Below are 14,063 nucleotides of genomic sequence, written 5' to 3'. Positions count from 1 at the left end.
AGAAAGCAAAAGGCACTGGAAAGCGTCGCAATGGACGCGAGATATACGCCGCGCGAGACCATTTAGCCACGCATGAAATAGCGGGGGTTGTACCCCCTGAAGTGGAGTCGCCAGATGAGGAATTCGTTTGCGCAGTCTTCCGGAATAGTAAGCCCGAAGCTTTCCAGGCATTCGCGTTGAACGTCGGCCGGATAGAGCTTGCTGAATTCGACTTCTATGGGGTCTCTGATGACCCGTGAAATCACGGTGTCGGTGGCAGAGATGACGATGCGGCGGTGGTGCTCGGCCTCACGGGCCTGGGCTGTGCGCCGGCGCCGGTCGCGGAGGTAGCGGAGCAAGGTTCCTGGCTTCCTGTGATGCAGGTTTCCAAGCTTCCTTGGATGCTTGGAAACCTGCTCCATTGGCGGGGTCAGCCCATGGAGAGTTGGCCCACGAGGGTGTCCAGGGCAGTGTTCGCCGCGGCCCGGCGCTGGGACTGGGTCATCTGCTCGCACTCGTGGAACATCGCGTCGTTGGAGCCGTCGAGGCCCGCACGCGCCAGTCGACGGAACTCCGGGCTGGACTGCCCGGGAACGGCGTCGTCGGTCATGGAGGCGGGCAGGCCGCCCCCGAGCATGTTGTGTACGCCGACGCACGCCAGCTCGACCAGCCGCGCCGTGGTGGTTGGGTCCTCCACCATCAGCGTCAGCAGCGGATCCTGACAGGAGGTGCAGCCGTCGAAGGCCGCGCCGGTGAGGTTCCCCAACAGCTTGTTGTCGATGTGCCGGCCGCCGGGGTGCTCGAAGTCGTCAGGGATGTCGAAGCCCTCGTGAGCGTGCGCGGACGCTTCGGGGCGGGGGCGGCGTGGCTTGCCGGGCTTCTCACGGCCCATGGGTCCTCCAAAGGACAGCAGCGGTACAAGTACCTGCCGACCGTAGCGACGGCGGGAAGCGGGTACGGGCCGAATCCGCGAATAGGGCCCGAACTCGGCTACATCTCGGGTGGATTCTTCGCCAGCCAGTCCTCAACGGCTTGCGCCACCGCGTCTTTGAGCTTCACCTGATGTACAGCGAGAGCCACCGACAACTGTCGGCGCAGCGGTGCGGGAATGGTGGTGGTGATCGCAACCTCGGCTGTCTGTCCGGCGACCGCCGATTTCGGCTTGCGTGAGGGAAGCTGACGGTTCTCGGACACTTCTTCATAGGTGGGCATCAGGCGGCTTCTTTCATTACGGTGTCGATGCGGTCGCGGCTCCACTTGTATACGTCCCGGAACAGCGACGCCATTTGCTTTTCCTCGGAGCCGAGTTCTGCGAGCGGGCGCGCGTTCTCAGTCGCCTTTTTGAATGACACGTACTCGGGCAGACGGATCGGGCACATTCCTTCCTTGCCCACGATCTTTTCCATCTCTACGGCGCGTTGGCGGTGCAGGGTGAGGTTCGCGCGGTACCGGCTGACGACCATTCCGGCGATTTCGAGTTTCGGATTCAGAGTGTCGCGGTCCGCGATCACCCTTTCCTTGACCCGTCGCGCGGCCTGAACGGCCTCGTATTCGCCCTCACATGGGATGAGAAGAACGTCGCTTGCGGTCCATGCGAGGTCGGTGAGGTGGCACAGAAGGCGCGGCGGACAGTCGATCAGGACGAGGTCGAAGTCGTCGACCACACCAGAGATGGCGCGCAGCAGCCGGCGCTCGCTGGCGGCCTGGGCGGCGCTGCGGACCACTAGCTCCAGATCGAGGTGGGAGGGCGCGATTCGGATGCGGTCGGAGTAGATGCCGCCGTAGCCGCAGGGGACGAGGATGCGTTCGATCTCGCCCACGGCGGGGCGCTCCAGGACGTGGGCGAGGCTGGCGTGCAGGTGCTCGTCAGGGTTGGGGCTGATCTGCGCGCGGAGGCGTCGGGTGAGGCTGGCCTGGGGGTCCATGTCGATGGCCAGGACGCGGTGGCCGGCCTCGGCCGCGGCGACGGCCAGGCCGTGAGCGAGGGCGGTTTTGCCGACTCCGCCCTTGTGGTTGGCAATCGCGACGTGGGGTGGGAGTGCTGTCATTCGGGCCTGCTTCCGGGGGTGGAAGTGGGGGTTGGTCAGACCAGACAGTGGCAGCAAGCATCCAAGGTCGCAAGCATCCAAGGTTCCTTGTGTGCTTGCGTCGCAGGTTTGTAAGCGGACAAGGGGTCCGAACCTTGTGAAGTGTCGATGGACAAGGGGTAGATACCTTTGGATCACAGGTGCAGGTCCCTGGGTGGTCGGTTGCTCATCGGGAGGGCGCTTTACAAGGCGTCGTGTAGGGCGCTTTGCAGGGCGCCGTACAAGGCGCCTTACGAGGCGCCTTACGAGGCGCTTTACAGGGCGCCTCGTTGTTGGCGTCGGAGCCGTCTCGGAAGGTGCCCTGACCTGCAAGGTCAAGGGACTAGGGCGGTGTCTGCGGCGCGCCGACTACTTCTCTACAGAGGGGTCTGAGCGAAGTCGGACCCGTACCGCCGTCCGATGCGGTCCTCTTTGAGATTCTCTTTGGGCTTCTGTTTCGACTTCCGGATCGAGTTCTGTTTCGACTTCCGTTTCGAGTCCTCCTGGTCCGGTGCGCCGTGCGGTGGAACGTGCAGCTCACAGGGCCGGACAAGGGGGGTGTCATCGTGCCGACTACTTCCCTACAGAGGGTGTGGTGGCGAAGTCAGACCCGATGGCGGACGTCTGCTGCGGCCGGGACCGAGCTGGAGGGTTGCACCGACAGGTGCCTGAACCGTTGGCTGAACCCTGTGGCCCAGCGGTTGACCGAGGGTTGCACCGAAGGTGGGATCCCCCTCCCGGCGATCTTGCGCCTTCTCCCAGCTCAGGCCCCGTGGGCAAGCCTGTCAGCCACGCCGACACCTCTTTCCAGCGAAGTCTGGGAGAGGTCCGGGTACTTGTCGGGGCTCGGCCCGGGTTGCGCCCTGGGTCGCACCCTGGGTCGCGGCCTACGTCGCGCCCTCGGTCGCAGCCTGGGTCGCGCCCTGGGTCGCGTCGGCAGCGGTCGCCGAAGCCCCGGGCGCACGGCTCCTGACCTGGGAGACAAGGGGCTCTGCTACGTGCTCATGGAACGCCGACTACTTCCCTACAGAGGGGTGTGTGGGAAGTCGGACCCGTGCCGGGCGTCCGCTGAGGCCGGGCCCGATCGCGCCGAAGCCCCGCGCCGGCTGTCCGGGCGGGGCCTTGATGGTGGAGCGGGGAGCGGCGGTCAGACGCCCCAGGCCGCCCCGGGGCGCAGCGGGTCGTCATCCCGGCCCCGTTCGTTGGCGAGCCATGCGCCGTACTGTCGGCGGACGTAGGCCCGAGGGTCGGCAGCATGAGGATCGGCGGCTGTGGCGTCGAGCTGCCACAGCTCCAAGGCCGCCTCCTGCGCGTGCTCGGCGTGCTGCGTGTCGCCGGGGGAGAGCAGTGACAGGTGGTCGGTCGCCGCGGCTTTCTGGACTGTGTACGCGCGTTCCTCCGCCGGGTCGATGGCTGCGTGCAGCGCCTGGACGCGGAGGCGGGTGGACCACCGCATCAGGTGTGACATGAGGATCAGCAGCTTGCGCGGGTCGGCGTCGTACAGGCCGCCGTTGGGCGGTGCGGTGTCGCTGGCGAGCATCGGATTCCCTCCCGGGGGATCGTTCACTGTGTGTGGTGGGTTGCGGCCTGTTGTTGTTGTCGTTGTTGTTGTTCGGCTTGTTAGCCCTGGTCAAACAGGCCTCCCCGGGGCCCAGAGCGGGTTTCCCGGGGAGAACAACAACAACGACAACAACAACAACGACTACTCGCCGTGTGCGCCGTACTCGGTCTGCGGCCCGGTGCCGCGCCGGTTGATCTCGCCTCGGCGGACCATGTCGCCCAGCCAGGTGGACAGTGCGCTGCGGTTGACCTGAATGCCGTCCGCTTCCATCTGGGCGCGGATCGCGGACGTGCTCAGCCACACGTTCGCGCCCGTGTTTCGGATGATCCGCAGTGCTGCCTGCTTCCAGTCCGACCCGGCGTCGGCGAAGTCCTGCTCCGGCTCCTGGCGGTCGTCGGCGGGCGGCGTCTCCTGGCCCCGGATGCGCAGTCCCTCCAGACCCTTGAACTGTCGGCGGGGCTTGCCGTCGCGTTCCGGCTCATCGACCTCGGGCAGCTTGCCGAGTTCGGCCAGGAACTTGGCGACGGCTTCCTCTTGGTCGTTCGTCGTGGCAGCCGGGGTCTCCTGTCCCTTGATCCGAAGCCGGGAGCGCAGATCGGTGGTGACCCCGGGCCGGTTCGGTCCGGCGGACGCTGGAGCCGCGGGGATGCCACCGGTCAGCCAGGCGATGCGCTCGGGTGCCCAGCGCTCGCGGTAGACGTCGCCGGCCGCGCGGGCGGACGGCTCATCGAGGACGGGCCGGGTCTGCTCGGTGGCGAGGCAGGCATCGCGCGCGAGAGACGGGGCGGTGACCCAGGTGCGGAACGGCTGCGGCGTGAAACCGAAATCGGTCGAGGCGCCGATCACCCCGGAGCCTTTCGCCCTGAGCTGCCGGGCATCGAGTCCCCTTACCTGCCCGAAAAGCTTTGCCGCACCGGCGCCTTCTGGGTCGGTGCATGTGAGCGCGATTCGTACCGGGCTGTACTTGCGTACGGCGCTGTCTCCGAGGCTGGAAATGTTTCCGTCGGTGGCGGTGAGAATGAGGCGGATTCCCATTGCGCGAGTGGTGCGCATAACGCTCACTAGCTTTGCCTTGACGCGCTTCTTCAGCGGGTCCATTCCCTGATAGGCGAGCATTTCCGCGCCTTCGTCCACGACACAGAAAATCATCGGGATTTTCGCGCTCACCGGAAGTAGCTTGGTGTCCTGTTGCCGCATCAGTTCCCGGTATTCGGTCAGCCGGTTCTCGGCAATCCCGATGAGGGCATCCAGCATCACGTCGGCCTCATCGAGGGTCGCGGCCACCCAATCGACGCCAGGGCGGGTCTCCTTCGGCAGACGTGCGGTGTTCGGCAGGGGCGACGCCAGGCCCTGGCCCTCCATCCAAGGCATCAGCCAGGGTACGAACGCGTCGCCCTTCTTGCCGACGTCGATGCCGAACACGATCGTGTCGGTGCAGCGGGCGAACCCGGTCAGGACTGCGTCCAGCAGCGTGGTCTTGCCGGTTCCGGGCGGACCGAGGATCAGCGCGCACGCTTCGCGCATGTGCACCACCAGTTCCTCCCCGATGCGGTTGAGGCCCCAGGGGATACCCGAGAGGACGCTGAGCGGCGCGTAGCCGTCCGGGTAGGGGATCGCCTTCGTGGACGGGTCTTCGGTGTCCACGTCGATGACGATGTGCCCCTGCTTGCGTGCCCGGCTGATGTTGACCAGGCAGCCGACTGGCAGGCGGGCGGCCTCGGCCAGCGCGGTGGCGTACGCCTGGAAGCGGTCGGCGGTGTAGCCGATCGGCAGCGAGACCTCCAGGGCGAACCCGGTGCCGTTCTTGCGGCGGTCGAATCCGGCGGGGGTGACATCCACGCGGGCAACGACCTGAATCATGTTGATCCACTGGTCCACGATCGCCCAGTCCTCGCGGGCGACTTCGGCTTCGGCCATGGCGGCCTGCATGGCGCGGCGCGACTCGTCGATGGCTTCCTCGTGGACGTCGGCGCGGGCCAGGCCGGCACCCGCGCCGACCGCGATGGCGGCCAGTGATCCGACAGCCGCCCACCAGTTGGACGCCTCCCAGGTGGTCGGGTCGCTCATGATGACCGTGCTGGTCCAGCCGCTGGCGGTCAGCCAGGCCGCCGCGCGTACGGCAAGGCTGGGGCGGCTCAGGCGGCGGCGGATGCCCAGTCCGACACCGTGTGTGGCGGCGCCGACCGCGCCGACCACCAGCGGCCACGCGCCCGGCAGTCCGGTCCACGCGCCCAGGCTCGCGGTCGCGGCCGCGGTGGTCGCCATCGCTACCGGGGCGGACACGTTGCCGTGGCCAGCCACCCAGTCGATGGCCAGGTGCGTCTGCTCGCTGGCTCCCCGGCGGGGCTTGCTGACGGCTTGTCCCGTCATCTCTCGTCTCCCTTCGCGGGGCGTTGCCCGGGGCGCTCAGCCCCGGGCAACGCGTGGTGGGTTGGGTGGTCAGTCCTGGTTGGCGCTGGTGTCCCACTGCTCTTCGCCGGGGCGGGGCTCGGCGTGCCGGCGGATGTCGGCCTCGTGGATGGTCTGGAAGGTCTGGCTCACCTGGGAGGCGGCGTCCACGGCGGCGATGAGCTGCTTGTGGAGGTCCATGATGGCGTCGCCCACGGGCGGTTCCAACGGCATGTCCTCGGAGCAGCGGCCCGCGACGACGGCGAACGTCTCGGCGATCAGGCCGATGGCCTCGGGAAGGGACTCAAAGGCGGCCAGGACGTTCATCATGCCGCCGGGCTCGGCGGTCTGGGCCTGGTTCAGCATGTCCTCGGCGGCGGCGCGGAAGTCGAAGGCGTTGGTCGTCATGGCGTCCTCCTGGACGGTCAGGGTTTTGGTGTCGGGCTGGGCGTCGGTGGCACGGTCGGTGGGCGCGAGCCGCTCGCGGTTCTGTGCGGCGGCTTCGGCCTCGGCCTGGTCGTGGGCGTCGTAGGTGGCGATGTCGCGTCGCAGGCGGGTGTCTGTGGCTGCCTGGGTCAGGTGTCGGTACAGGCGTCGGCCCCAGCGCGGGGGAGCGATCCGCAGCAGCTTGGCGGGCAGCCACATCAGCAGCGACAGAATCCCGAGCGGGGAGGCCAGCAGCGCGGAGAGCGCGCGGCGGGCCTGGAAGCGGGCGGCGGACCGGCGCAGCGCGGACTTGCGTGACTTCTCCCGTGCCCGCTTTTCGATGTGGGCCTGGTCTGCGGCGACTTGGCGGGCCCGGATGGTGTCGCGGGCTTGCCGCATGGCCTGGCGGCGCCGGGCGAGCCACCCGGTCTTGGCGGTGTCCGTGCTTTTGCCGGGTCCTTGCTTGCCTTGCTCCTGGCGGCGCTTGCCGCCACCGGTCAGGCCGCCGGGGCGGAGCGCTCCGGCCGCGCGTCCGGCACGGGCGGCCAGCGAGCCGCCACGGCCCTTGAGCGCCCCACCAGCCGTCTTCTGGCCGCCGGTTGCCCCGTTGCTCCGGCGTGCTGCCTGGCGTTCGGCACGCGAGCGTGTACGGGCTTCGCGGCGGGTGTCGGCCATCTTCCGGCGGTCACCGGTCAGTTGCTCGCGGCGCTGGCGCCGGGAGGTCGGCGCGGCGGCGGACGCGGAACGGGCCGACTTGATCTGTCCGGCCCGGTTCTGCGCCGCGCGGGCGGCCCTCACGCCCGAGGCGGTACCCGAGCGGAGCGCGGCACCAACGCCGCGCCGACCGCCCGCCGACAGGCTGCCCCCGCGGCTTCCGGCGCGGTGCGCACCGCCGGTCCTGCCCCCGCCGGACCGGTTGCCGGTCAGACGTCCCAGCGCGGAGGGGCGCGGGCTCTGGGCGCGGCCGTTGGTCCGGGTGCCCCCGGTCTGCTTCGTGCTCCTGGTGCTGCCGGACGCGGCAGTGCGCGGTGCGCGGACCAAGGCGGTCACGGCGGCGGTCGCGGCGAGACCGCCCGCCAGGAGCACCGCCGCGCCGGGGCCCGCGGCCAGACCGACCGAGGAAACGGCGGTGATCGTGCTCGTGGTCCCGATGGTCAAGGCCGGGATGCCCGGGATGCCGCCGGGGGTGGTCGGCGCGTCCTCGGTCGAGGTGCGGGCCGCGGGCACTGTGGCGTCCGTCGTAGCGGCGGTGGCCGTACCGTCCGCGCGCTGCTCTGTCATCAGGGGGATTCCCGCCTGCATTGGCGGGTGAGTGGTTTGTGCCTGGGCCTCTGGAGTCGTCATGCTGTGCGTACCTCCTGTTGCCTGACTCGCTGTCATGTGGTGGAGGTGGACCCGGCGGGGAGTCATCCCGCCGGGTCCGTCACGGGACTGTCACGTCCCGTGAGCGTAGGTCCCCGATCTGACACTCATCCAGCGATATCCAGATCACGGCCGTTGAGGGCCATGCGACTAGGAACCGCTGGGGAGTTGCCGGGAATCCGGTGCTTCCGGGGGGACCGTAATCACCAGACCGGACACCCCCCTCAGCGCGCGGCGTAGCGGGCTGTTCTCTTCCGGCTGGTCGGGGTCGAGGATGACGATCGTCAGCCGCCCGTCCTGGTGCTCGGTCACTCGGCGTTCCGTTCCGTGCGTGCCGCGCGGAGTGTGTGCCGCCTGTCGTGCCGGGTCACCAGCTCGCCCGCAATGCCGCCCAGCGCCACGGCCGCGATGGCGGCCAGCGCCCGGTTGAGCCCGAGCCAGACGAGACCGTTGAGCGTGGCCAGCGCGGCGGGCACCACGATCAGCAGCCCGCGCAGCATGTACGGCAGGCGCATCCAGCGCTCCATGCGGCTCATCGGTAGAACCCCGTTCCGTCTCCGTCGTGCGGCAGGTTCGGCGCCTTGGCACTGGCCGCCTTCTTCGCCTCACGCAAGTACCGGTCGATGCTGGCCGCGTTGGGCTTGGAGCCCAGCACCGACGCCAGGTGACGGGTGATGGCGTCCGGCTCGGTGATGCCCAGTCCGTACAGGGCGTGCACTCCGGCCCGCAGGTTCGCCGGCCGCTGCTCCGGCACCCGCTCGCCCTCCTCCGGCTCCGCCCGCTCGTGCTCCGGCTCCGGACCCTCATCCGTCTCCGGCCGGAACGTCCCGCGCGTTTCCGGCGCGTTGACCAGCACGGACACCGGGGCTTCCGGAGATTCCGGAACGTTCCGCCGGGGTGCGGAAGGCCGGTAGTGCTCGACCTGTTCGAGCACCTGGCGGGAGTGGAACCCCGCGTCCATCGCTTCCTGCATCGAGGTGTCCGCCTGTGCCGACGCCTCGTGCCAGGCGGGGCCGTAGCCCTCGGTGGCCACGATCGCGCGGGCCCGGAGCTGGTCGGCAACGGCGCGTTCGAGTACGTCCTCGTCCGGCTCGATGTCGATGACCGGTGCCAACTCGGCGCGGAGTACCTCGTGGGTGGCCTGGGGGCCGTACAGGTGCTCAATGGCCAGGCGGTGCGCGGTGGCCTTGGCCCGGGAGCGGGCGACCCGGCGGTCGATGCCGGCCACCGCGAGCTCGGCCGCAGCGGCGTTCTGCTCAGCGGCGACCCAACCGGCCGCGTCGGGCGACAGGTCGTGGTGGATGTGGCCCAGCACGCCCAGCCACAGCAGCTTGGCCACCAGGGAGACCGCCGCACCGCAGAGCGCGAGTCCGATGTCGCCCCGGGCGATGCCGTCCCCGGCGATCGCTCCCATGGTGAACACCAGCAGAACCCAGCCCAGGATCCGGGCGGTCTTGCGGCGCTTCTTGTCGTAGCGGCCCAGGAACTCCATGAGCAGCACGACGATCCACGACGCGTCGAACACGGTCGCCGCGGCGTAGCCGACACCGCCGTGCAGCAGGTTGCCGATGCTGACCGTGGACCACACCACCGACGCCACCGTCAGCATGCCCGTGACGATCAGAGCCGTGCTCAGCGCCCGCTGCTCCCAATCCACAGGGACGCGGGGAGCGGGCGGCACGGGCACGTCTGTGGGGACCTGGTGGGTTTTGCCGTGCATGGTCACCGGGACCAGGCGACGCTCGGTGGGCTGCTTCTTCGAGTGCTGACGTGCACGGATACGATCCATCACAGGATCGCCCTCCTAGTTCAGATAGGTGGGTGGTCTCAGGCCTCGGCGTGGTGCTTCCAACACCTGCCGGGGCCGCCCCCGTTTCTGGGGGTAGACCCACTGTGACACAAAACAACAGCTTGTGCAATGATAGACATCACCTGTGGTTTCAGGTAGGATCACACCCGTGACCGAGATTCCCGAGGAGAGGCAGGCGGCGGCACTGCGCGCAGTCGCTGAAGCAGGCACCCGCCGCGCTGAGCTGCTCCAAGAAGCCGAACGCATCCTCAACGACGATGTACGGCCCCGCGCCATTGAAGCCGCGCGCCTCGGCGCCGGCCGCAACCGAATCCGGGAGTTGGCGGGGGTCGGTCCCAGCACCCTCTACGGCTGGCTCGAAGCCGAAGGACTTCCGGTGCGCCCCAAGCGCCCGGGCAGAAAGGAACAAGCCGATGCCTGAGGACCCGATCAGCCAGGAGATGGCCCGCATTCTGAACGAGAAACTTCAGCGGGTGATCGACAAGCAGACCGAGCACACCATCGCGCTGGCGAACCACACAGGGTCACTCGACCGGTTGGAGAAGGGCCAGGAGCAGATGCAGGCGACGCTGACCGAGATCATGAGCATGCTTCGCAGCAGCCCTCAGGGCTGAGGCTCCCTATACAGGGAGTAGTCTCTTCGACACAACACGACAAGATCACAAAAAAATGCCCCACCGGTGACCGTTCCCGAGAGTTGACGCTCACGGACTACGAACGGAACCGGCAGGGCCCCTTAGCTGCTACTGAGTGTACCCAGAGAGATTTCTCTGTACCACCAGTAGTAGGGCAGAAAGGCCCTATAAGTGCAGAAACGACCGACAGAGCGCACCACCGATTCCGCCCCTGAGCAGCGCAAAGAGTCCTCCGGCCCGTTCATGTGGCCGATCCCAGGAATGCGCGCCGGGTGGTATTTCAACCCCGTCAACCGGGCGATCATGCACAGTCCCAAGCGCGAGGCGAAGCCGCTGATGATCGGCTTCGCTCCGAAGGTCATTGGGCTGGTCACCGCCCGTTCCGAGGACGGGAAGCACAACGGCATCCGCTACCTCCTGGAGACGATCGAGGGCGCGCGGCTGGTGACCGAGGACGAACTCGACAACGGCGAGTGGGCCGGGAAGATCGGGATGCAGAAGCCGTCCGGGCGCGATGCGATCCAGGCGTTCGCCACCATCATCCGCAAGCAGTCGATGGACACCCCTGAGGTTCCGTCCCGCGTCTACCGCGCTGCTGACGGCTCGATGGTGATGCCTGAGGCGGACGCCCAGGAGATCGGCTACCGCGTCACCAGCGGCGAGGAAGAGCCGGCCAAAGACTTCTGGTCCATGGCCGGGTACTACGCCCATGAGCACCCCACCACCGCGCTCATGCTCGGCGCCGCGTTCGCCGCGCCGCTGCTGGAGTACCTGGGGCTGCCCTGCATCGTGGTCAACCTCTGCGGTGACGGCCAGTGCGGCAAGTCCACCACCCAGGTCTGCCAGGCGTGCCTCTTCGGCAGCATCCGCGGCGACGGACAGCAGCTCTTCCGTGGCTGGGACACCTCCAAGCAAGGTCTGCCCCAGTTGCTCCGGGAGGCGCGGTTCCTGCCGATCTTCCGCGAGGAGTTCTCGACCCTGAACATGTCGCTCGCCCACGGCGAGCAGCTGCTGTCCGGCATCGTCGGTGGCGCTGAGCGCACCATGGGCGGGCAGGCCGGGGTGGTTCAGGTGGGCCGGGGCCGTTTCCACTCGATGGTGGGTTCCAGCTCGAACCGGCCGCTGCGGCGCCCCGGCCAGACCGAAGACCTGGCGAGTCGCCTGTACGAGGTGCGCGGGCCGTTCTGGCTCAACGTGTTCGTCAACGCTGACGGCAAGGTCGTCGAGGAGAACCCCGAGGCTGAGCACCTCTCGCAGTGGATCAAGCGCAAGGCCAAGGAGTTCGCCGGGTGGCCGTTCGAGTGGGCCATCCGCTCCGGGATGTACGGGGCGGAGAACCTGGACAAGCTGATGGGCGCGCATCGGCGTCTGGCCCACCAGTTCGGCTCGGCTCAGGGTGGTGTGGCCGGCACCGTGGCCGGGGTTCACGCGGCCTGGGTGATCGGTGCTCAGATGCTCGGTGAGGTCATCGAGTTGCCCGAGCTGGCGGACGCCGCCGCGAAGGCCGCGCGCGAGCTGCTGGACGACGCGACCGTGTCTGCGATCGCCGCGCACCTTCCCGCTGGGCAGATCCTGTGGGACGCGCTTGATGCTGCCAGGGTTGCCCCGGCGGAGTTTCCGGATATTGCCCGGGTGCCGGAAATCCTCGCGGGTGAAATGCGGTCGCAGATCCAGGGGTTCACCACGAATAACGAACTGTGGGTTCTGCCCGCTTGCATCGAGACCATTGCGCGGAAAGCTGAGATTGAGAACGTGTCAGCGTGCCTTGCGGACATGAAGATTCGCAAGGTTCTTATCCCGGGTGATGGGCGCAACGACCGGAAGCGTATTTCCCGCACTCTGAGGGACGGGACGAACCGGCTTCCACAGCGGATGTACTGCTTTTCCATCGAGGCCGCGGAGACTGCCTACAGCGGTCCCGACGAGGACCAGGAGCACGGCCAGGACCAGGAGGAGAAGCAGGACCAGGGCCACGGCGCCGGACAGCAGCCGGCGGAACCGGGCAAGGAAACAAGCATCCAAGGTTCCCAGCATCCTTCTATGCAAGGCTCCTTGGAAGACTGCGACCCAGCACCCACAGAAGAGCCGGCCACCGCCCTGGCGGGCGCCATCCCGGCCCAGGTGCATTCCTCCCTGGTCACGGCCGAAACCCAAGTAACTACCGGCCAGGCCCGTGCTGAGCGGCCCATGTCGGCCCCGGCCGTGGTGCCGGACCTGATCGGCCAGAGCGTCGCCCAGGCCGCCGCTGCGCACGGCGGCGACGTCGAAGCGGCGACCGCGGCTCTGGTCAAGCGAGCGATCCCGGACGCCATGGAACTGCTGGAAGCCTGCCGCCTTGGCGGCCGGTACGAGTTCACCTCTTACCCGGCAGCGCCCGACATCCTGAAGAAGAAGAGCACCAAGGGCGCTGACCAAATCTGGGAAGCGCGCCCGAAGTTCATCCGCAAGGACCTCGTTCGCAACGGTCCCAAGCAGACGGTTACCGCGCTCGATATGAACGGCGCTTACCTCTCGGCTCTTAAAACTCATCTCCCGATCGGCGCGTTGCAGCACAGCACCGAAACCGTGCATAACCCGCGCCGCTCCGGCGTCTACCTCATCACGCCGCCGGAATGGAATCACCCGGACCTTCCGAACCCCATGGGTGACCGTCAGGAACCGGGCGACGTGTGGATTACCGAAGCCACGCTGCGGCTGCTTCTGCGACTTTCCTCGGAGAAGTATGGGCGACTGTGCGACGCACCGGTTATCCATGAGTCGTGGACTTCCGGCAGCAGTGAGAACCTGCTGGAGAAGTTCCGGTGCACTCTGCGGGATGCGCGAGAGGCTTCGATCGCTGGCGGGGACGAAATGACGCTGGAGTACGTCAAGGCCATGTACTCCAAGGTTGTCTCAACCATGGGCGAGTCGAACGCCAATCACGACATTCGCCGTCCGGACTGGATGCACATTATCCGCGCCCAGGCTTTTTCGAACCTCTGGTTCAAGGCGCTGAAAGCTCATCAGTCCGGCCTTACCATTGTTAAGATGGCGGGCACCGATGAATTGCACGTGGTCGGAAACTGGCGGGAAGCCTTTCCCGAAGGCCGGGGGGTTTCTCAGGTGAAGGTGAAGGACGCATACGAGATCGGGGTAGGTGAGTAATGCCGGGCAGGGTTCGCGACTTCAGCAAGTACGGAGCCCAGGGGCTCAAGAGCAGCGAGGCCATCGCCGTGCAGCTCGACATCCTCGCGGGCGGCATCGCCTCACCCGTCGAGAGTGACCGCGGCCTAGCCGCCCGGCTCCGCTACCTCACGGGTTCTGCGGGCGGCTACGAGGCGCTGGAGCGCGCCGGCATCTCCGTCAGCGCCCGGACCCTCCTCGGGTGGCTCGCAGAGACGCAGAATCCCAACAGGCTCAACCTGGAACGCATCGACGTCGCTTACTGGGACTACCGGCGGCGTAACGTCGCCCAGGACCTGAAAAGGCGACTCAATGCCGGGGGCGGAACTCGGGTGGAACTCTCGCCCGTGAATCAGTCCGGTGTCACTCCGGCCCGTCAGCGGGATATCACGCACCGCTCGCTGAACGTTCGCGACTGGAGTGAGATCGTGGACTGCTGGGCTGAGGACGACATGGACGGCCTAGAGGACGAATGGTGCGACTGGCTCATGGACATCGGCACCGACTGGGGCGAATACCATTACGTGAGCGCCGTGGGATTCTCCGCCTAATCGACGGTTAATCCGAGGTTCAGCGGGAATCACAAAAGTAAACGGGTGGAAGTGGTCGGCGCGGGAATATCCGCGTCGGCCACTTTTGCTTGCGCACCGCCTTTCGGTGCGGCTTCGCTTTCC

At 67.6% G+C, this 14,063-nt stretch carries 14 protein-coding genes; 5 read left to right on the top strand and 9 right to left on the bottom strand.

Features of this window, described 5'->3' with window-relative positions; all coding sequences use genetic code 11:
- Positions 1 to 239 (top strand): hypothetical protein (locus QMK24_RS38900; RefSeq protein ID WP_283471622.1); only part of this gene is annotated, 239 nt, incomplete at its 5' end.
- A 170-nt stretch (positions 240 to 409) separates the two neighbouring features.
- On the opposite strand, the gene QMK24_RS38895 is transcribed toward QMK24_RS38900, so the two are convergent.
- The 9 genes from QMK24_RS38895 to QMK24_RS38855 all read right to left on the bottom strand — a co-directional run bounded on the left by QMK24_RS38895 (position 410) and on the right by QMK24_RS38855 (position 9,571).
- The gene (locus QMK24_RS38895; protein ID WP_283471621.1) at positions 410 to 871 is read right to left on the bottom strand and encodes a hypothetical protein; all 462 of its coding nucleotides are present in this window, start codon (positions 869 to 871) and stop codon (positions 410 to 412) included.
- Between the two features lie 98 nt (positions 872 to 969).
- Positions 970 to 1,191, bottom strand: coding sequence for a hypothetical protein (locus tag QMK24_RS38890; RefSeq protein ID WP_283471620.1), 222 nt, complete (start codon positions 1,189 to 1,191; stop codon positions 970 to 972).
- Positions 1,191 to 2,027 (bottom strand): ParA family protein, encoded by an 837-nt coding sequence (locus QMK24_RS38885; protein ID WP_283471619.1) that lies wholly within the window; start codon positions 2,025 to 2,027, stop codon positions 1,191 to 1,193. The genes QMK24_RS38890 and QMK24_RS38885 overlap by 1 nt, the downstream gene beginning before the upstream one ends.
- A gap of 1,165 nt (positions 2,028 to 3,192) precedes the next feature.
- Positions 3,193 to 3,585 (bottom strand): hypothetical protein, encoded by a 393-nt coding sequence (locus QMK24_RS38880; protein WP_283471618.1) that lies wholly within the window; start codon positions 3,583 to 3,585, stop codon positions 3,193 to 3,195.
- A gap of 162 nt (positions 3,586 to 3,747) precedes the next feature.
- Entirely contained in the window at positions 3,748 to 5,976 is a 2,229-nt protein-coding gene (locus tag QMK24_RS38875; RefSeq protein WP_283471617.1) for a P-loop NTPase family protein, read from the bottom strand.
- A 69-nt stretch (positions 5,977 to 6,045) separates the two neighbouring features.
- Complete coding sequence (locus tag QMK24_RS38870) at positions 6,046 to 7,701, bottom strand: hypothetical protein (RefSeq protein ID WP_283471616.1); 1,656 nt, start codon at positions 7,699 to 7,701, stop codon at positions 6,046 to 6,048.
- A gap of 231 nt (positions 7,702 to 7,932) precedes the next feature.
- Entirely contained in the window at positions 7,933 to 8,094 is a 162-nt protein-coding gene (locus QMK24_RS38865) for a hypothetical protein (protein ID WP_283471615.1), read from the bottom strand.
- Positions 8,091 to 8,318: a hypothetical protein gene (locus QMK24_RS38860; RefSeq protein ID WP_283471614.1), complete on the bottom strand. Its 228-nt coding sequence runs from the start codon at positions 8,316 to 8,318 to the stop codon at positions 8,091 to 8,093. The genes QMK24_RS38865 and QMK24_RS38860 overlap by 4 nt, the downstream gene beginning before the upstream one ends.
- Positions 8,315 to 9,571, bottom strand: coding sequence for a hypothetical protein (locus QMK24_RS38855; protein ID WP_283471613.1), 1,257 nt, complete (start codon positions 9,569 to 9,571; stop codon positions 8,315 to 8,317). Before QMK24_RS38855 ends, QMK24_RS38860 begins: the two co-directional genes overlap by 4 nt.
- 169 nt (positions 9,572 to 9,740) lie before the next feature.
- Here QMK24_RS38855 and QMK24_RS38850 point away from each other — a divergent pair, with 169 nt between their 5' ends.
- From QMK24_RS38850 to QMK24_RS38835, 4 genes are all read left to right on the top strand, one after another.
- Positions 9,741 to 10,013, top strand: a complete 273-nt coding sequence (locus tag QMK24_RS38850) for a hypothetical protein (protein WP_283471612.1) — start codon at positions 9,741 to 9,743, stop codon at positions 10,011 to 10,013.
- Positions 10,006 to 10,206 carry a hypothetical protein gene (locus tag QMK24_RS38845; RefSeq protein ID WP_283471611.1) on the top strand — a complete coding sequence of 67 codons (201 nt, stop codon included), beginning with the start codon at positions 10,006 to 10,008 and terminating at the stop codon, positions 10,204 to 10,206. The genes QMK24_RS38850 and QMK24_RS38845 overlap by 8 nt, the downstream gene beginning before the upstream one ends.
- A 192-nt stretch (positions 10,207 to 10,398) precedes the next feature.
- Positions 10,399 to 13,371 (top strand): DUF927 domain-containing protein, encoded by a 2,973-nt coding sequence (locus QMK24_RS38840; RefSeq protein ID WP_283471610.1) that lies wholly within the window; start codon positions 10,399 to 10,401, stop codon positions 13,369 to 13,371.
- A complete protein-coding gene (locus tag QMK24_RS38835; RefSeq protein ID WP_283471609.1) occupies positions 13,371 to 13,940 on the top strand; it encodes a transcriptional regulator in 570 nt (189 codons plus the stop codon). The genes QMK24_RS38840 and QMK24_RS38835 overlap by 1 nt, the downstream gene beginning before the upstream one ends.
- Positions 13,941 to 14,063: the final 123 nt, after the last annotated feature.

This window comes from Streptomyces sp. PH10-H1 (assembly GCF_030063355.1).
Taxonomy (GTDB): domain Bacteria; phylum Actinomycetota; class Actinomycetes; order Streptomycetales; family Streptomycetaceae; genus Actinacidiphila.
This window is presented reverse-complemented; position numbering and strand designations above follow the sequence as displayed.

Coding starts and splice junctions, on each gene's coding strand:
- QMK24_RS38895 (WP_283471621.1), bottom strand. CDS start 871: ATGGGCCGTGAGAAGCCCGGCAAGCCACGCCGCCCCCGCCCCGAAGCG.
- QMK24_RS38890 (WP_283471620.1), bottom strand. CDS start 1,191: ATGCCCACCTATGAAGAAGTGTCCGAGAACCGTCAGCTTCCCTCACGC.
- QMK24_RS38885 (WP_283471619.1), bottom strand. CDS start 2,027: ATGACAGCACTCCCACCCCACGTCGCGATTGCCAACCACAAGGGCGGA.
- QMK24_RS38880 (WP_283471618.1), bottom strand. CDS start 3,585: ATGCTCGCCAGCGACACCGCACCGCCCAACGGCGGCCTGTACGACGCC.
- QMK24_RS38875 (WP_283471617.1), bottom strand. CDS start 5,976: ATGACGGGACAAGCCGTCAGCAAGCCCCGCCGGGGAGCCAGCGAGCAG.
- QMK24_RS38870 (WP_283471616.1), bottom strand. CDS start 7,701: ATGACAGAGCAGCGCGCGGACGGTACGGCCACCGCCGCTACGACGGAC.
- QMK24_RS38860 (WP_283471614.1), bottom strand. CDS start 8,318: ATGAGCCGCATGGAGCGCTGGATGCGCCTGCCGTACATGCTGCGCGGG.
- QMK24_RS38855 (WP_283471613.1), bottom strand. CDS start 9,571: ATGGATCGTATCCGTGCACGTCAGCACTCGAAGAAGCAGCCCACCGAG.
- QMK24_RS38845 (WP_283471611.1), top strand. CDS start 10,006: ATGCCTGAGGACCCGATCAGCCAGGAGATGGCCCGCATTCTGAACGAG.
- QMK24_RS38835 (WP_283471609.1), top strand. CDS start 13,371: ATGCCGGGCAGGGTTCGCGACTTCAGCAAGTACGGAGCCCAGGGGCTC.